The organism is Longispora fulva (assembly GCF_015751905.1).
Lineage (GTDB): Bacteria > Actinomycetota > Actinomycetes > Mycobacteriales > Micromonosporaceae > Longispora > Longispora fulva.
Window position 1 is genome coordinate 6,441,972 of the sequence record NZ_JADOUF010000001.1, and the last position, 16,462, is coordinate 6,458,433.

General features: G+C 70.2%; 16 protein-coding genes. 10 read left to right on the top strand and 6 right to left on the bottom strand.

What is annotated here, in order from left to right:
* Nucleotides 1–17: 17 nt before the first annotated feature.
* The 5 genes from IW245_RS29295 to IW245_RS29315 all read right to left on the bottom strand — a co-directional run bounded on the left by IW245_RS29295 (nucleotide 18) and on the right by IW245_RS29315 (nucleotide 4,387).
* Nucleotides 18–437: a DUF3761 domain-containing protein gene (locus tag IW245_RS29295; RefSeq protein WP_197006364.1), complete on the bottom strand. Its 420-nt coding sequence runs from the start codon at nucleotides 435–437 to the stop codon at nucleotides 18–20.
* A 203-nt stretch (nucleotides 438–640) separates the two neighbouring features.
* Nucleotides 641–2,128, bottom strand: coding sequence for a sodium/solute symporter (locus IW245_RS29300; protein WP_197006365.1), 1,488 nt, complete (start codon nucleotides 2,126–2,128; stop codon nucleotides 641–643).
* Nucleotides 2,128–2,496, bottom strand: coding sequence for a hypothetical protein (locus IW245_RS29305; RefSeq protein WP_197006366.1), 369 nt, complete (start codon nucleotides 2,494–2,496; stop codon nucleotides 2,128–2,130). Before IW245_RS29305 ends, IW245_RS29300 begins: the two co-directional genes overlap by 1 nt.
* On the bottom strand, nucleotides 2,496–3,230 hold the full coding sequence (locus tag IW245_RS29310; RefSeq protein WP_197006367.1) for a LytR/AlgR family response regulator transcription factor: 735 nt from the start codon (nucleotides 3,228–3,230) through the stop codon (nucleotides 2,496–2,498). Before IW245_RS29310 ends, IW245_RS29305 begins: the two co-directional genes overlap by 1 nt.
* Complete coding sequence (locus IW245_RS29315; protein WP_197006368.1) at nucleotides 3,227–4,387, bottom strand: sensor histidine kinase; 1,161 nt, start codon at nucleotides 4,385–4,387, stop codon at nucleotides 3,227–3,229. The genes IW245_RS29310 and IW245_RS29315 overlap by 4 nt, the downstream gene beginning before the upstream one ends.
* Nucleotides 4,388–4,603: 216 nt before the next feature.
* Between IW245_RS29315 and IW245_RS29320 the strand changes: the two genes are divergently transcribed.
* The 5 genes from IW245_RS29320 to IW245_RS29340 all read left to right on the top strand — a co-directional run bounded on the left by IW245_RS29320 (nucleotide 4,604) and on the right by IW245_RS29340 (nucleotide 9,602).
* Nucleotides 4,604–5,527 (top strand): serine protein kinase RIO, encoded by a 924-nt coding sequence (locus tag IW245_RS29320; protein ID WP_197006369.1) that lies wholly within the window; start codon nucleotides 4,604–4,606, stop codon nucleotides 5,525–5,527.
* A 74-nt stretch (nucleotides 5,528–5,601) separates the two neighbouring features.
* On the top strand, nucleotides 5,602–6,612 hold the full coding sequence (locus IW245_RS29325) for an FHA domain-containing protein (protein ID WP_197006370.1): 1,011 nt from the start codon (nucleotides 5,602–5,604) through the stop codon (nucleotides 6,610–6,612).
* 57 nt (nucleotides 6,613–6,669) lie between these two features.
* On the top strand, nucleotides 6,670–7,425 hold the full coding sequence (locus IW245_RS29330) for an ABC transporter ATP-binding protein (RefSeq protein WP_197006371.1): 756 nt from the start codon (nucleotides 6,670–6,672) through the stop codon (nucleotides 7,423–7,425).
* Nucleotides 7,413–9,035: an ABC transporter permease gene (locus IW245_RS29335; protein ID WP_197006372.1), complete on the top strand. Its 1,623-nt coding sequence runs from the start codon at nucleotides 7,413–7,415 to the stop codon at nucleotides 9,033–9,035. Before IW245_RS29330 ends, IW245_RS29335 begins: the two co-directional genes overlap by 13 nt.
* A gap of 51 nt (nucleotides 9,036–9,086) precedes the next feature.
* Complete coding sequence (locus IW245_RS29340; RefSeq protein ID WP_197006373.1) at nucleotides 9,087–9,602, top strand: flavin reductase family protein; 516 nt, start codon at nucleotides 9,087–9,089, stop codon at nucleotides 9,600–9,602.
* On the opposite strand, the gene IW245_RS29345 is transcribed toward IW245_RS29340, so the two are convergent.
* Nucleotides 9,592–10,503 carry a hypothetical protein gene (locus IW245_RS29345; protein ID WP_197006374.1) on the bottom strand — a complete coding sequence of 304 codons (912 nt, stop codon included), beginning with the start codon at nucleotides 10,501–10,503 and terminating at the stop codon, nucleotides 9,592–9,594. The two genes, IW245_RS29340 and IW245_RS29345, sit on opposite strands and share 11 nt — an antisense overlap.
* A 215-nt stretch (nucleotides 10,504–10,718) precedes the next feature.
* Here IW245_RS29345 and IW245_RS29350 point away from each other — a divergent pair, with 215 nt between their 5' ends.
* From IW245_RS29350 to IW245_RS29370, 5 genes are all read left to right on the top strand, one after another.
* Nucleotides 10,719–11,039, top strand: coding sequence for a DUF485 domain-containing protein (locus tag IW245_RS29350; RefSeq protein ID WP_197006375.1), 321 nt, complete (start codon nucleotides 10,719–10,721; stop codon nucleotides 11,037–11,039).
* 130 nt (nucleotides 11,040–11,169) lie between these two features.
* Nucleotides 11,170–12,861 (top strand): solute symporter family protein, encoded by a 1,692-nt coding sequence (locus tag IW245_RS29355; RefSeq protein WP_504739617.1) that lies wholly within the window; start codon nucleotides 11,170–11,172, stop codon nucleotides 12,859–12,861.
* A gap of 56 nt (nucleotides 12,862–12,917) precedes the next feature.
* Nucleotides 12,918–14,171 carry an LCP family protein gene (locus IW245_RS29360; RefSeq protein WP_197006377.1) on the top strand — a complete coding sequence of 418 codons (1,254 nt, stop codon included), beginning with the start codon at nucleotides 12,918–12,920 and terminating at the stop codon, nucleotides 14,169–14,171.
* Between the two features lie 213 nt (nucleotides 14,172–14,384).
* The gene (locus IW245_RS29365) at nucleotides 14,385–15,380 is read left to right on the top strand and encodes an LCP family protein (RefSeq protein WP_197006378.1); all 996 of its coding nucleotides are present in this window, start codon (nucleotides 14,385–14,387) and stop codon (nucleotides 15,378–15,380) included.
* Nucleotides 15,381–15,384: 4 nt separating this feature from the next.
* Entirely contained in the window at nucleotides 15,385–16,446 is a 1,062-nt protein-coding gene (locus IW245_RS29370; protein WP_197006379.1) for an LCP family protein, read from the top strand.
* The last annotated feature ends 16 nt before the right edge of the window (nucleotides 16,447–16,462 follow it).

A 16,462-nucleotide genomic window follows, 5' to 3' on the forward strand; every position in this document is an offset into this window, starting at 1 on the left:
CGGCCACTTTTTTGGTACTACGCTGGCAGGTCCTTCAACCAGCGCTTCACGCCCCCATGGCTGGAGCAGGTGCCCCTGCGGTGGGCGCTGAAGCTGTAGGTGCCGTCATTGCACTCCGCGCTCGCACCGGCGGGCGGCTGCGGGGCCTGGACGGGGCGCTGGACGCACTTGCCGTCCGAGTTCAGGTAGTAGCCCTCCCCGCAGGTCACCGGCTTCGGTGGGGCCGGGGCGTTCGCGGGTGGCGCGACCTTGGCTTCGGGGGCCTTCGACGTCGGGGCGGCCGGGGTCGTCGGGGCCGGAGCGGGTGCTGACGTGGTCGGTGCGACGTACGGGACGGCTTCCTGGGTGGTGGCGGCCGGCTGGGGGGACTGCTCCGGCGCGCTCGCGGCCGGCTGGCAGGCGGTGAGTACCGCGAGCAGCAGGGCTGGGACGGCCACTTTCCAGAGGTTTCGTTGGCGCATCGACCGTGGGCTCCTCGGTTGGACGTGGGGTGACAACCCGCTCACTCTTTACGTACCGCAGTGGGAGGTCAACGGATCGTGGCCGAATATGTCGGTTCGATGGTCCAGAAAGGATGATCGGCGCGCGCGGCGACCGGATGGCCAGGTGGGTCCTGGGTGGATGGTGGCCGGCGATCGGGCTACAGGCGGAGGGCGTCCGGGGCGTGCAGGCGGAGGAGGGTGCGCCCGACCGTGGGTGGCACCCGGCGTCGGGTCGCCAGGGACACCGTGATCATCACGAGGAACGCGAGCGGCACCGTCCACGCCGCCGGCTGCGTGATCAGCACCGCCAGCCAGCCGTGCCCCGCGTACCCGAGGACGGTCAGGATCACCGCGCCGGCGGCCGAACCGCCCCCGCACAGCATCCCCGCAGCCGCCCCGACATCGGTCAGCCCCCGCCACCAGATCCCGAGCAGCAGCAGCGGGCAGAAGGTGGCCGCCGCGACCGCGAAGGCCAGCCCCACCACCCGGGACACGTCGAGGTCTGCCACCGCGAGGGCCATCCCGCACGGCAACAGGCCCCCGACGAGCGCCGACAGCCGGAAGTCCCGCACGGAGCCCCGGCCGAGCACGTCGGTGGACAGCACCCCGGCCACGGAGGTCAGCAGGCCGGACGAGGTGGACAGGAACGCGGCGAACGCGCCGGCCGCGACCAGGGCACCGAGGAACTGGCCGAGTGCGCCGTTCCCGACCACGGCCCCGGGCAGGACCAGGACGACGCTGTCGGGCTTGGAGAGGCCGGGGGTGTAGATCCGGCCGAGGAGGCCGTACACGGTGGGGAACAGGTAGAAGAAGCCGACCAGGGCGAGGACGCCGAGAGTGGTGCGCCGGGCGGCCCGGCCGTCGGGGTTCGTGTAGAACCGGACGAGGACGTGCGGGAGGCCCATGGTGCCGAGGAACGTGGCGATCAGCAGCGAGTACGTGCCGAACAGGCCCTGGCCCGAGTGGTCGGCCCCGCCGGGCAGCAGCCAGTCGGCGCCGACCGGGGACTTGGGGCTCACCAGGGCCGGGGCGCCGTCGGCCTTCCAGTGCAGGAGCAGGAACGCGACGGGCAGGGCGAGGGCTGTGAGCTTCAGCCAGTACTGGAACGCCTGCACGAACGTGATCGACCGCATCCCGCCGAGCGCCACCCCGCCGGTCACGACGCCGCTGACCAGGAGGACGCCGACCCAGTAGGGCGCGCCGGTGACCGTGCGCAGGGTGAGGCCGGCGCCCTGGAGCTGGGGGAGCAGGTACAGCCAGCCGATGAACACCACGAACGTCGTCACCAGTCTGCGCAGCCGCCGGGAGCCGAGCCGCAGCTCGCAGAAGTCGGGCAGGGTGAACGCTCCCGAGCGGCGCAGGGGGCCGGCGACGAAGAGCAGGAGCGCGAGGTAGCCGGCGGCGAATCCGATCGGGTACCACAGGACGTCGAGGCCGAAGCTCAGCACGAGGCCCGCGACGCCGAGGAAGGAGGCAGCGGAGAGGTATTCGCCGCCGATCGCCGCGGCGTTCCAGGTCGGGCTGACGGAGCGGGAGGCCACGAGGAAGTCGCTGGTGGTGCGGGCGAAGCGCAGACCGTACACCCCGATCACGAGCGTGACCAGGGTGACGAGCACGATCGCCGGCAGGGCCCAGGGATTGGACACTACTTCTCGACCAGTTCCGTGAACTCGCGCTCGTTGCGCTCACTCATCCGGACGTAGATCCACCCCACGGCCACCAGGAACGGGTACGGCAGCACCCCGAGCAGCACCCACGGCAGCGAGACGCCCAGAACCCGGACCCCGCCGAGCGCCGGCGCGACCGTGAACAGCAGCGGCAGCGTCCCCAGGCCCAGCCCGACCAGCAGCGCCAACCGCAGCGCCAACGCCAACTGCGCCCGTACCAGGCCCTTGATCAGCGCGTCGCCGATCTCGGTCTGTTCGGCCAGCTCGCGCCGGGTCCGGTTCACCCGGCGGGCCCTGGCCACCTCGCCGAGGACGATCCGGGTACGGCGGCCCCGGGCCGGGGTCATCACCGGATCCCGTCCTGCTTGGCGGCCCGCAGCAGCATGTCCTTCAGCTCGCGGGTGTGCCGGCGGGCCACGGGCAGCGTGCGGCCGTCGATGACGACGACGTAGCCGGAGCTGGTGAGGCGCAGTTCGGAGATCTGGCTGAGGCGTACCAGATAGGACCTGTGGATTCTCGCGAAGCCGGCATCCGACCAGCGCTCGGCCAGCGTGGCCAGCGCCACCCTGACCAGGTGCGAGCCGTCGGCGGTGTGCAGCCGGGCATAGTCGCCCTGGGCCTCGACGTAGTGCACGGCGGCGCGGGGCAGCAGCTTGATCGTGCCGGCCAGCTCGACCGGGATCACGGCCGTCTCGGGGCCGGAGGTCTTGATGCCGAGCGCGGACACGATCCGGCGCAGGGACTCCGACAGCCGCTCGGGCTCGACCGGCTTGCGGATGTAGTCGAGGACGCCCAGGTCGAAGGCGTCGGCGGCCCGGTCGTCGTAGGCGGTCACGAATACCACCGCCGGCGGCTTGGCGAACCGGTGCAGCACCCGGGCGAGTTCCATGCCGTCGAGGCCGGGCATCCGGATGTCGAGGAACGCGGCGTCGATGTCGGCCCCGCGCAGCACCCGCAGCGCCTCGGTGGCGTCCGAGGCCGTGACCACCTCGGAGACCCTGGCGTCGGAGCGCAGCAGGTAGGCCAGCTCGTCGAGGGCCGGCGGCTCGTCGTCCACGGCCAGGATGCGCAGCGTCCTCATGACCGCACCGCCGGGTGGAACTTCGGAATTCTGACCAATATTTTGGTACCGGCCCCGGGGCCCGTCTCCACCACCAGCCCGTACTCCTCCCCGAACACCGAGCGCAGCCGCTCGTCCACGTTCGACAGCCCGACGTGCTGGCCGTCGCCGCTCTCCTCGGCGTCCAGGAGCGCCCTGGGCTCCATCCCCACCCCGTCGTCCTCGACCGTGATGTGGCACTCGGCCCCGGAGTCGATGGCGACGATGCTGATCGTGCCGACGCCGGGCTTGCGGGACAGGCCGTGCCGGACGGCGTTCTCGACGAGCGGCTGCAGGCACAGGAACGGCAGGGACACCGGCAGCACCTCGGGGGCCACCTGCAGTCTGACCTGAAGTCTCTCCCCGAACCGGGCCCGCTCGATGGTCAGATATCTGTCGATGGACCGCAACTCCTCCGCGAGCGTCGTGTACTCGCCGTGCGCCCGCAGGCTGTACCGGGTGAACTCCGCGAACTCCAGGATCAGCTCCCTGGCCCGCTTCGGGTCGGTCCGCACGAACGACGCGATCGCCGACAGCGCGTTGTAGATGAAGTGCGGGCTGATCTGGGCCCGCAGCGCGCGCAACTCGGCCCGGGCCAGCCGGTCCCGCGAGGAGTCCAACTCCGCGAGCGCCAGCTGGGTGGCGGCCCACCGGCCCGTCTCCACGGCCGCCTGCACCAGGCCGGGGGCCGGCGGCTCGTCGGACAGCGCGATCAGGGTGCCGACCCGGCCGGCGTCGGTCTGCAACGGCACGAGCACCGCGCCCCGGATCAGGCAGTCCAGTCGGTCGCAGCTCAGGTCGCCGGCGTCCAGCACCGTCTTGCGGGCCGCGAGGATCTGGTCGCGGTGGTGCTCGCCGGTGCCGTCCCACGCGAGCACCCCGGTGGGCGAGGCCAACGCGAGCCCGCTGGCCCCGATCAGCCGGCGCAGGTGCCGGACCGACTTGGTGGCCGCCGCCTCGGTGAGCCCAGCGCGCAGCGGCTCGGCGGCGAGGCCCGCGGTACGGAGCACCTCGTAGGTGGCGCGTTGCACGCTGGTGGCGATGCCCCGGCGGGCGCGCAGCCGGAGCAGCGCGATCACCCCGGCGGCGAACGCGACCACCGCGGCCGTGACGGCCAGAACTGTGCTCACCTGGCACATAGTGCGCGCTCGGCGGTACCAAATAAAAGGGTTGCGCGCCGGTGTAGCGCGTCTGTAGTTTTTCGACGACGCCTGGAGAGCCCGGGAACGGAAGGGGTGAGACCGATGGACATTGCTGCCGTGCGGTTTGTGCTCACCTGCCAGACCGTTCCCTGCCCCGCCGTCTAGCGCCGATTCCGCGCCGGTGGGGCGACTCCCAAGGAGAACCTCACCATCATGCGCGACGTGTACAGCAGTGGCGGCTTCATCAAGCGTGGCCGTGGCAAGAACCGGTTCGACACCGACGATCTCATGTTCGAGAAGCGGGTGCATACCGAGACTGAATGGGACCTTTCCGATGACTCGGACGGCCTGCCCGAGGGCGACCGCTGGTCCACCTGGGACTCCGCAGCCCCACTGGAGCGCGGGCCGCTGCCACACCCTTCCTGGGTCGTGACCGACTTGGGCGCGGTCGACACCGAGCTGGGCATCCTGAAGACCGGCAAGGAGGGCGACGTCTTCCTGATCCGGCGTTCCGTGCCCGGCACCGAGCGGTCCACCCTGATGGCCGCCAAGCGCTACCGCTCCTCGGAGCACAAGATGTTCCACCGCGACGCCGGGTACACCGAGGGCCGGCAGGTCGCCGAGTCCCGGATGCAGCGCGCGGTGGCCAACAAGTCGGAGTTCGGGCGCAAGGTCATCGCCGGGCAGTGGGCGATGTCGGAGTTCAACGCGTTGAAGACCTGTCACCAGTGGGGGCTTCCCGTGCCCTACCCGGTGCAGATCTCCGACACCGAGATCCTGATGGAGTTCATCGGCGAGCCCGACGGCACTGCGGCCCCCCGGCTCGCCAACGCCCGCCCCGAGGGCGCCGAACTGGTCAGCGTGTGGGAACAGCTCGTCGAGGCCCTCGTGACCCTGGCCCAGCGGGGGTACGCGCACGGCGACCTGTCCCCCTACAACCTGCTCGTGCACCACGGCCGGCTCGTCATCATCGACCTGCCGCAGATCGTGGACGTCGTGGTGAACCCGCAGGGCGCGGAGTTCCTGGCCCGCGACGCCCGCAACGTCGGCACGTGGTTCACGTCCCGGGGCCTGACTGGCGGATCGGTGACACCTGACGACCTGCCAGAGCTGCTGCGGCGGGAGGCCGGGCGTTAGCAGGTAGCATTCGAGCGACGTTAAGGCCAGTGACCTGCATTGATGTGCGGCATTCTGGCAGGGGAGGGGCAAACGTGCGGTTCGAGATCAGCAAGGTGCTGGATGCCATCGAGCGTCGGCTGAGCACCGACCCGGCCCTCGTCGGCGCCCTCGTGGACGTCGGCGAGGTGCTGCGGGCGGTCGACCTCGACGGCGGGCGCCCCACCTACCTCCCCCGGCTCGGCGCCGTCGTGGACGCGCTCGCGGTGAAGCTCGACGACGCCGCCGTGCCGGTGTACGCGATCGCCGACAAGGCCCTGCTGTCGAGCCTGGAGCTGACCTCCAACGAGAAGATGGTGCTCCGCCGCTGGGCCGACGATGGGCAGATCGAGGTGGTCGCCTCCGATCCGGCCCGCCGCCTGGTGGAGCTCGCCGGGATCACGGGCCTGCCCGTGCTCTCCCGGCATCCGCTGCCCGTCGCGATGACCATGGCCCCGGTGCCCGGCCTCGGCGGAGTGGTCCTGATCGACCGGCCGGGCACCGCCGGCCCCGCACAGACCGCCGTGCTGTCCCGGCGGTGGCGCTGCCCGGACGGCGAGCCCGTCGGCATCCCCACCCTGCTCGCCACCGGCCAGCCGACGTGCCCCCGGCACGGCGTCGCGCTCGCCGACGAGGGCCCCCGGCCGGTGTCCCAGGCCGTCACGGTGTGGGTCGGCGGCACGGCACGGACCAGGTTCGCCGTCGACGCGCTCCGCCCGCTGGTCGTCGGCCGGTCCCCGGCGCAGGGCGTCATGCTCGGCCCGTGGCTGGACGACGAGAGCCTGCAGTGGATCAGCCGGGCGCACGTGGAGCTGACCCTGGCCGGGAATCTGCTCACCGTCACCGACAAGAGCACGAACGGGACGGTCGTCGTCCGGGCCAACGGGTCGCGGGTCGAACTCAGCCGGGATCAGAGCGAGCTGGTGGGCGAGGCCGACACCGTCGAGCTGCACCAGGGGGTGGAGCTCACGCACGCCGGTCGGCGGCCCAGTCGGGCGGTGTCGGCGGGCGGCGGGATCATGGCCGAGGCCCCGACCATCGCGCTGCGTCTCCCCATCCGGGAGTAAGGGCCGATCCTCCTCGAGGAGGATGGTCGGCGCGAAACGGCCACTACGCTGATCTTCGTGAGCGAAAACGCCTTTGAGCTGCGTGGTCTGGTCAAGAGGTTCGGGGAGAAGGTCGCCGTCAACGGCGTCGACCTGGCGGTCCCGACGGGGTCCTTCTTCGGCCTGCTCGGTCCCAACGGGGCCGGGAAGACGACGTCGCTGTCCATGGCGGTGGGGCTGCTGCGTCCCGACGCCGGGACGGCGTACGTGCTGGGGCATGACGTCTGGCGGGACCCGGTCGGGGCGAAGCAGCTCCTCGGGGTGCTCCCGGACGCGGTGCGGATGTTCGACCGGCTGACGGGGCTGGAGCTGCTCACGTACACCGGAATGCTTCGTGGCATGCCCGCAGAGCAGATCGCGACCCGGGCCGGCGAGCTGCTGGACGTGCTGGGCCTGGCCGACGCGGGCAGCACCCTGGTCGTCGACTACTCCGCCGGGATGAAGAAGAAGATCGGGCTGGCCTGCGCGTTGCTGCACGGCCCCCGGCTGCTGGTCCTGGACGAGCCGTTCGAGGCCGTCGACCCGGTGTCCGCCGCCACGATCCGCGACATCCTGCACCGCTTCGTCGGCTCCGGCGGCACGGTGATCTTCTCCTCGCACGTCATGGAGGTCGTCGAGCGGCTGTGCAGCCATGTCGCGATCCTCGCCGACGGCGTGATCAAGGTGGTAGGCACGCTGGACGAGGTCCGCGGCGACCGTCCGTTGGAGGAGATCTTCGTGGAGCAGGCCGGTGGCCGGACCTCCCTGGGCGAGGAGTTGGCGTGGCTGAAGTGACCGCCCTAGCCGCGCCCGTCGCCCCGGCCGGCCCGGGGATCGGCGTCTTCGTGCGCCTCAAGCTGCGGATCCTCCGCAACGGCTTCCAGGGCAAGCCGGGCCGGGTCGCCGCCCTGGTCGTCTCGATGGTGTTCGGCACCCTGCTGGCGCTCGGCGGGTTCGCGATGTTCGCCAGCGTCGGCGCGATCCCGAACAACTACGGCTACGGCCTGGTCGCGCTGGCCGGCACGTTCCTGGTGATCGGCTGGATCGTGATGCCGGTCGCGATGTTCGGCGTGGACGAGACCCTCGACCCCGCGCGCTTCGCGCTGCTGCCGATCCCGAAGCGGCGGCTGATGGCGGGTCTGCTGGCATCGGCCTTTCTGGGGGTACCGGCGGCAGCCACCCTCATCGCCACCTCCGGCCTCGTGGTCGCCGGCTTCGCCAAGGGCGGCCCGGTCGGCGGGGTCACCGCCGCGCTGGGCGTCGTCCTCGGCGTCGCCACCTGCGTGGTGGGCAGCCGAGCGGTGACCAGCGGGTTCGCCGCCGCGCTCCGGTCGCGTCGGTCCCGTGACCTGGCCCTGATCGGCGTCACGCTCAGCCTGACGCTGATCGGACCGATGATCTCGCTGAGCACCAACGCGATGGCCCGGGGCGACGCCGAGTCGATCAAGACCGGCGTGAAGATCGTCGGCTTCTCGCCGCTCGCCGCCCCGTTCATCGCGTGGTACGACATCGCCGACGGCGACATCCTGCTCGGCGTCGCCAAGCTGCTCGGCACGGCGGTCGTCCTGGCGCTGCTGGCCCGCTGGTGGTCGAACTCCCTCGAGTCGGCCATGGTCGGCGCGATCAGCGGCGGCGCGCAGGCCCGCAAGGAGACCGGCCTGCCGCTGCGGGTGCTCGGCCGGGCCCCGCAGGGCGTGTTCGGCGCGATCGTGGCCGCCGAGATGCGCGGCTGGTGGCGGGACCCGCGCCGGCGTGCGACCCTGCTGTCCATGCTCGCCGCGAGCCTGGCGATGCCGATCGGGATGAGCGCCGGCAAGACCCCGCTGGCGCTGGGCGTCACCGTGGTCTGGATCGGGGTGTTCCTGGCGCTGGCCGCCGGCAACCAGTTCGGCTTCGGCGGGTCGGCGTACGCGTTCCACCTCATGATCGGGGTGCCCGGCCGGGTGGACCTGCGGGCCAGGGCCACGGCGCTGGCGATGCTCGCCGTGCCGGCCCTGACGGTGGTCGTCCCGGTCCTCGGCATCCTGGTCGGCAAGCCCGGGCAGATCGTCGGGGCGCTGGGCTCGGGGTACGCGGCGTTCGGGGTCGCGATCGGGATCATGTCGGTGCTGTCGGTCCGGGCGCCGTACGCGCTGCCCGAGACGACCAACCCGTTCGCGATGAACAGCGGCGGCGGGTGCATGAAGGCCGTGATCAGCCTCGGGTCGATGTTCGTGACCCTGGTGCTGGCGTCCCCGATGGCGGTCGGCTCGTGGCTGCTCGGCGACTCGCTGTGGAGCGCGGCGCTGCTGCCGGTCGGGGTGGCGTACGGGATCGGCGGGGCGGTGCTCGGAGCCTGGGTCGGCGGGGGCATGTTGCAACGACGTGGCCCGGAAGTCCTTGCGGCGGTCACCCCGGGCCGATAGGTCCGGCCCGTTCCCGGCCGCGCGCGCTGATCGCGGGAGATAATCGGGATCATGAGTGGAATCCACGTCGAGCACCCGTTCGCGACCCCCGAGGGCGAGCGGGGCCCGGTCCGCCGGCTCCGGGGCCGGTTCGGCCAGACGGTCACGCTGTGGACGGCCGGGGTGGGCGCGGGCCGGGCCGGCCTGCCGGTGGCCTCCACGATGGTCGCCGACGGCGAGCCCGGCCGGATCCTGGGCCTGCTCGACCCGGAGTCCGACGTGTACGACGCCCTCACCGCCACCGGCCGGTTCGCAGTGCACGTGCTCGCACCCGGCCAGGAGCGGGTCTCCGACGAGTTCGCCGGGCTGGTGCCGGTGCCGGGCGGGGCGTTCCGCAACCACGGCTGGCAGGAGACCGAGTGGGGCCCGGTGCTCGCCGAGGCCACCACGTGGGCGGGCTGCCGTCTGACCGACACCCGCCCCTGTGGCTACGGCCACCTGGTGGAGGCCACGATCGAGTTCGTGGAGCTGGGGGACTCCGAGCCGCTGGTCTACCACCGCGGCCGGTACACCCGGATCACCTCTTGACGAAGTCCTTCAGATCGTCGGTGACCTTCTTGGCCGCGTCCTTCGCGCCGTCCACGGTCTTCTTGGTGACGAGGTCGGTCACCCACGCCTCGTTGAAGCCGGCGAAGAAGCCGAGCCCGCCCCAGTAGAACCACTGGGCCAATGCGGATTCCGGCACCTTGAACAGCACGAACAGCTCGCCCTTGCCGAGGAACAGGATCGTGGCGGCGAAGAACCAGCCGAGCATGATCCGGATCGAGGCCGCGACGAACCCGGAGGCGTGGTAGTCCTCGATCTCCTGCTTGCGGAGCCGGATCAGCGAGCTGAGGGTCGCCCCGCCGGCCCCGCCGGCCACGGCCACGAGGGCGTGCTCGACCAGGGTCTTCTTGTCGCCGTGCAGCCCGTCGGAGAAGATCTTGAAGCACGTGGCGATCACGAGGTACAGCACGACGAGCAGCACGATGCTCGCGAAGACGCCGATGATCGTGCCTTTGAAGTACTCCCGCGACACCCGGCGCTGGGCCCGGGACTTGATCTCGGCGGCCACCTCGATCGCCCGGCCGGCGAGGAACGTCTCCACCGGGTCGGGCTTGTCGCCGGTCGGCCGGGCGGTCTCCTCGGCGAGCGCGCGGGCGGTCTTGATGCCCTCCTCGATCCGCTCCCGGCAGACCTGCCAGTCGTCGGGCACCAGATACCGCTGCCCTTCCAGGTACTGGTCCTTCATCGCCGCCAGCGGCATCAGCACCCGGGCCTGGAACCGGGGGTCGAACGGACCGAGCACACTGTCCAGTGAGATGACCGGGCGGCCCTCGATGCGCCGGGCGCGCTGGTAGAGCCACTTCTCCCGGATCCGGCGGCGGACCCGGCCGAACCAGTTGGTGGGGGTCTCCTCGAGTGGGGGCACGACTTCCTGATCCGTCATCACGACCTCCGGGGGGTGCGGGGTCCATGTGCGATAGAGCGTGATCAGTATCCGGGAAGGCGCCGCGTTCCGCCAATCCTCCGTGAGGCCCCAATGGACCACTGGGCGCATGGAATGTGCCGTTCGTCGTGCCGGTCGGAGAGGGAACCTGCCTATTCGGCTGGGCGTCCCTAGCGTGTTCCAGGTCACTCCCCCGACCTGAGAAGGCGGTGACAATGTCACCCGACAAGTACGAGACCGTGCAGGCCAGCGAGGAGTTCGCGGGCCTGCGCAAGGCGTTGCGGAACTTCGTGTTCCCGATGACGGTCGCATTCCTGGCCTGGTACGCGCTCTACGTCCTCATGTCCGCGTACGCCCGGGGCTTCATGGCGCACAAGGTGTTCGGCGACGTGAACGTCGCCCTGCTGTTCGGGCTGCTCCAGTTCCTGTCCACGTTCGTGATCGCCTGGGTCTACGCCCGCTACGCCGGCCGCAGGCTCGACCCCGTCGCCGAGAAGATCAAGGCTGAGATGGAGGGCGAGGATGCTCGCGCGTAACCTGACCCTGATCCTGTTCGTCGTGCTCGTGGCGGTGACGCTGGGCATCACGATCTGGGCCAGCCGGCAGAACCGCACCGCCGCGGACTTCTACGACGGAGGCCGGTCGTTCTCCGGGTTCCAGAACGGGATGGCGATCGGCGGCGACTACATGTCAGCCGCCTCCTTCCTGGGCATCGCCGGCATCATCGCGCTCAGCGGCTACGACGGCTTCCTGTACTCGATCGGCTTCCTGGTCGCCTGGCTCGTTGCGTTGCTGCTGGTCGCCGAGTTGATGCGCAACTCCGGCAAGTACACGATGGGCGATGTCCTGTCCTTCCGGATGCGGCAGCGGCCGGTGCGCACGGCAGCCTCGCTGTCCACGCTCGTCGTCTCGGTGTTCTACCTGCTCGCCCAGATGGTCGGGGCCGGCTCGCTCGTCGCGCTGCTGCTCGGCATCAAGGAGGGCGAGACCTTCCTCGGCATGACCCCGGAGAACGCGAAGATCGTCACGATCATCCTGATCGGGGTGCTGATGATCGTGTACGTGGTCATCGGCGGCATGAAGGGCACCACCTACGTCCAGATCGTCAAGGCGTTCATGCTGATGCTGGGCGCGCTGGTCATGACGCTGCTGGTGTTCGCGGCCTTCCGGTTCAACCTGTCCGACCTGCTCGGTTCGGCGGCCACGAAGTCCGGGAAGGGCGACGCGTTCCTGCAGCCGGGGCTGAAGTACGGCAAGGAACTCGCCACCCCGCTGATGACCGCCGTGAGCAAGCTCGACCTGATCTCGCTCGGGCTCGCGCTCGTCCTGGGCACGGCCGGCCTGCCGCACATCCTGATCCGGTTCTACACCGTGCCGAACGCCAAGGCGGCCCGCAAGAGCGTGGTGTGGGCGATCGGCATCATCGGCGTGTTCTACCTGATGACCCTCGCCCTCGGTTTCGGCGCTGCGGCGCTCGTCGGGGCCTCGGAGATCGTCAAGCAGGACCCGAGCGGGAACACGGCCGCGCCGCAGCTGGCCAAGGCGCTGGGGGAGAAGTACCTCGGCGGGGAGGTCGGCGGGGCGCTGATGCTGGCGGTGATCGCAGCGGTGGCGTTCGCGACCATTCTGGCGGTGGTGGCCGGGCTGACCCTGGCTTCGTCGTCCTCGCTGGCCCACGACCTGTACGCGAACGTGTTCCGGCGGGGCCGGACGTCCGCCGCCGAGGCCTCGGCCGTAGCGGCTCCCGGCGGCTCGGCGGCCTCGGGCGGCGACGGCGTGAAGGAGGAGGACGGGGTGAAGCGCGAGGACGCCGGCCGGCCCGACGCCGTGCGCCAGGAGGTCCGGGTCGCCCGGTACTCGGCCTTCGGCATCGGAGCCCTCGCCATCGTCCTCGCGGTGTTCGCCCGGAGCCTGAACGTGGCCTTCCTGGTGGCTCTCGCCTTCGCGATCGCGGCTTCGGCGAACCTGCCGGCGATCCTGTTCTCCCTGTTCTGGAAGCGCTTCAACACCCGGGGCGCGATCTGGGGCATCTACGGCGGCCTGCTGTCCGCCGTACTCCTGGTGTTGCTGAGCCCGATCATGTGGGGCGGGGCGTCCGACACCCAGCCGGCGGCGAAGCTCAACGCCAAGCAGGCCGCGACCTGCGGGGTGCCGGTGACCTCCAAGGCGGTGTCGAATGCGACCGCTTTGATTAGTTGCACGGCTAAGGCACCGGTTCCGCTGTCCAATCCCGGACTGATCTCGATCCCGCTCGGGTTCCTGTTCGCGGCGGTGGGCGCGCTCACGTCCCGGGAGCGGGACACCAAGAAGTACGCCGAGCTGGAGGTTCGCGCCCTGACCGGCGCCGGATCTCACTGAAAGTGACGCGTGGGTCACACCGCCTCGGGGGTGTGACCCGCACGTACGCTTGGGCCATGAATGAGTCCCGACCGACGGGCCGCGCGTCAGTGCCGTCTGGCCGCGCCCGCGTTCCCCAGCCCCAGGAGGACCCCTGGGCTGACGTCGCCCCGGTCCCCGGCCGTGCCCAGGTGCCGCCGCGCGGCCCCTCGGGGTCGGCCAAGGTCCCGAGCGGGCGCGCCCAGGTCAGTCCCGGCGGACCGGGCGGTCCTGGCGGACGTGGGCCTGGCTCCGGTCCGGGCGGACGGGGGCCGGGCGGGCCGCCGAAGGGCGTCGTCCGGTCCGGCAGGCGCCGGCCGCGCTGGGGGCGGATCCTGCTCGTCGTGTCCGGCCTGCTGGTCGTGGTGCTGATCGCCGGCGGCCTGGGCTTCTGGACGTATCTGAAGTCCGTCGGCGACGACGTCAAGCGCACCGACGCGTTCGCCGGGCTGACCGGCGGCCGGCCGGCGAAGACCGTGGACGGCGCGTTCAACATCCTGATGCTGGGCAGCGACTCCCGGGACCCGGAGAACATCGAGGCCGACGCCCGGACCGACACGATCATGCTGCTGCACGTCAACGCGCAGCACGACCAGGCGAACCTGATCTCCCTGCCCCGCGACCTGTGGGTGCACGTGCCGAAGAACCCGAACGGCGAGGGCGGCAACACCAACGCGAAGATCAACGCGGCGTTCGCCTGGGGCGGGGCGCCGCTGATGGTGAAGACCGTCGAGGAGTACACCGGGGTGCTCGTCGACCACGTCGCCATGATCGACTTCGACGGCCTGCGCGCGGTGACCGACGCGCTCGGCGGCGTCGACATGATGGTGGACCAGGACGTGACCTCGATCCACGGCAACCACCGGTTCTGGGCCAAGGGCATGCAGCACTTCAGCGGCGACGCCGCGCTGGACTACATCCGCCAGCGCAAGCAGTTCCCGGACGGGGACTTCGCCCGGATCCGGCACCAGCAGGCCTTCCTCAAAGCGATGATGGACAAGGCTGCTGACAGCGGCACGCTTGCCAACCCGTTCAAGCTCAAGGGGTTCCTCGACTCGCTCACCAAGGTGGTCGTCGTCGACAAGGAGTTCGAGCTGGTGGACCTGGCGATCCAGTTCAGGGGCCTGCGGTCGTCGAATCTCACATTTCTGACCAGTCCGAACGCCGGGCCTGACACGATCGACGGCGAGAGCGTCATCGTTTCGGACAAACAAAAGGCCAGAGCTCTGTACGAAGCGGTCAATAGGGACCAGGTCGCCGACTGGATCAAGGCGAACCCACCCCAAAAGTAAGAACATTGTGAGCTAAGTCCACTTCGTGTGGGTGGCGGGTCGGTCCGGCTTGGAATAAGGTCCGAAGCCGGGCCGACTCCGGTCCGTCACCATGCCCGCCCGAAGCGGCGGCCGACCAAGGAGGCTGTCACGTCCGGCAAGCCAGCCAGGTTCGGCGCGCACCGCGTCCGGCGTAGCCCGCTGTGGGCGAGACTCTGCCTCACGTTCGGCCTCGTGATCGCCGTCGGCTCCGGTGGCACCCTGCTCGCCGGCCAGCTCATCCTGAACCACGTCAGCGACGCGATCGGCTCCGACTCGCTGCTGCCCGCCGGCTCCGGCAACCAGCCGCGCAGCGAGGTCACGGGCCCCCTGAACATCCTGCTCGCAGGCCTGGACTACCGCGCCGGCGACGCGGACAGCGAGACCAACCAGCGCGCCGACTCCGTGATGTGGGTGCACATCCCCCGCGAGCACGACCGGGCGTACATCGTCTCCCTGCCCCGTGACCTCGTCGTGGACATCCCGGCGTTCCCGGCGGCGAAGTTCCAGGGCGAGAAGGGCGGCCGGCTCAACGCGTCGTTCGCCGCCGGCATGCAGAACAAGATGGGCCGGCCCGGCGGCATGCAGCTGCTGACGAAGACCGTCGAGCAGCTGACCGGTGTGAAGTTCGACATGGCCGGCGTCATCGACTGGTACGGGTTCACGGGCATCACCCACGAGCTCGGCGGCGTGACCATGTGCCTGGACAAGGGCTTCAAGTCCACCCAGCCGGGCTTCAAGAACTTCACGTTCGACGCGGGCTGCAACCACTACGACGAGCACAAGGCCCTGGCCCTCGTGCGGCAGCGCTACGACGTCGAGGGCGGCGACTATGGCCGGCAGAAGCTCCAGCAGCAGTTCATCAAGCAGATCCTCAAGCAGGCCACCAGCAAGGACGTGCTGAGCAATCCGCTGAAGCTCAACGCGATCATCAAGTCGGTCGGCGCCTCGCTGAAGATCGACTTCGGGGCGTACGACTTCGCTGACCTGCTCTGGGCGCTCAAGGGCATCACCCCGGACAACCTGCTGACCATGCGGATCCCGAGCAGCACGATCGGCAACGAGAACAACTACGGGGGCGAGGCCCTCAACCCGCAGCTCGGCCCCGAGATGTTCCGGGCGATGGCCGACGAGCGGATCGAGCTGTTCCTCGCGTCGCATCCCGAGCTCGCCTCCAGGCTACCGGCCTGACCCGATGGCGACCGTTGACAAACCCGGCGTGCACAGGCGCCGCAGAAGTCCACTATGGGCCCGGTTGTGTCTGGTCTTCGGGTGCGTTCTCTCGCTCGTCAGCGGGGTCGGGCTGATCGGCGGCCAGGTGCTGCTCAGCAGGTACACCAATTCGATCCCGCAGATCAGCGTGCTCGGCAAGGACCAGCCGCACCGCGACGTCAAGGGCGCGATCAACATCCTGCTCGTCGGGATCGACAAGCGTCGCGACGACGTCCCGGGCAGTCTGGTCCGCGCGGACACCGTGATGTGGGCGCACATCCCCGCCGGCCACGACCGGGCGTACCTGCTGTCGCTGCCGCGGGACCTGGACGTGCCGATCCCGGCGTACAAGCCGACGAAGTACCAGGGGACCACCGGGGACAAGCTGAACGCCGCGTTCGCCTTCGGGGCCGGCGAGAAGCAGGACCTGGCCGGCGGGCTCCAGTTGCTGACCCAGACCGTCCAGGGCTTCACCGGGGTCAAGTTCGACCTGGTGGGCATGATCGACTGGTACGGGTTCACGGGCATCACCCACGAGCTCGGCGGCGTGACCATGTGCCTGGACAAGTCCTTCACGTCCTCGCAGCCCGGCTTCAAGGGCTACTCGTTCGCGGCCGGCTGCAACTTCTACAACGAGCACATGGCCCTAGCCCTGGTCCGGCAGCGCTACGACCTGCCCGGCGGCGACTACGACCGGCAGAAGCTCCAGCAGCAGTTCATCATGCAGATCCTCAAGCAGGCCATGAGCAAGGACGTGCTCACCAACCCGCTCAAGCTGGACAAGATCGTCCGCTCGGTCGGCGCCTCCCTGCAACTCGACCTCGGCGGCTACGACTTCGTCGACCTGGTGTTCGCGTTGCGCAACATCAAGCCGGTCGACGTGATCCCGATGGCGATCCCGCACGCCACCCAGAAGAAGAACGGCGCGGACTACGAGGAGCTGGTCCAGCCGCTCGGCAACGAGCTGTTCCAGGCGTTGATCAAGGATCAGATCGACGAGCTGCTGATCCGGCACACAGAGCTGGCAACAAAGGTCCAAATCTGACATTCTCGCCGTACCC

Bases quoted from the DNA above. Each gene is read 5' to 3' on its own strand.
- IW245_RS29305 (WP_197006366.1), bottom strand. From the start codon at position 2,496: ATGACCCCGGCCCGGGGCCGCCGTACCCGGATCGTCCTCGGCGAGGTG.
- IW245_RS29310 (WP_197006367.1), bottom strand. From the start codon at position 3,230: ATGAGGACGCTGCGCATCCTGGCCGTGGACGACGAGCCGCCGGCCCTC.
- IW245_RS29315 (WP_197006368.1), bottom strand. From the start codon at position 4,387: ATGTGCCAGGTGAGCACAGTTCTGGCCGTCACGGCCGCGGTGGTCGCG.
- IW245_RS29320 (WP_197006369.1), top strand. From the start codon at position 4,604: ATGCGCGACGTGTACAGCAGTGGCGGCTTCATCAAGCGTGGCCGTGGC.
- IW245_RS29340 (WP_197006373.1), top strand. From the start codon at position 9,087: ATGAGTGGAATCCACGTCGAGCACCCGTTCGCGACCCCCGAGGGCGAG.
- IW245_RS29345 (WP_197006374.1), bottom strand. From the start codon at position 10,503: ATGACGGATCAGGAAGTCGTGCCCCCACTCGAGGAGACCCCCACCAAC.
- IW245_RS29350 (WP_197006375.1), top strand. From the start codon at position 10,719: ATGTCACCCGACAAGTACGAGACCGTGCAGGCCAGCGAGGAGTTCGCG.
- IW245_RS29355 (WP_504739617.1), top strand. From the start codon at position 11,170: ATGGCGATCGGCGGCGACTACATGTCAGCCGCCTCCTTCCTGGGCATC.
- IW245_RS29360 (WP_197006377.1), top strand. From the start codon at position 12,918: ATGAATGAGTCCCGACCGACGGGCCGCGCGTCAGTGCCGTCTGGCCGC.
- IW245_RS29370 (WP_197006379.1), top strand. From the start codon at position 15,385: ATGGCGACCGTTGACAAACCCGGCGTGCACAGGCGCCGCAGAAGTCCA.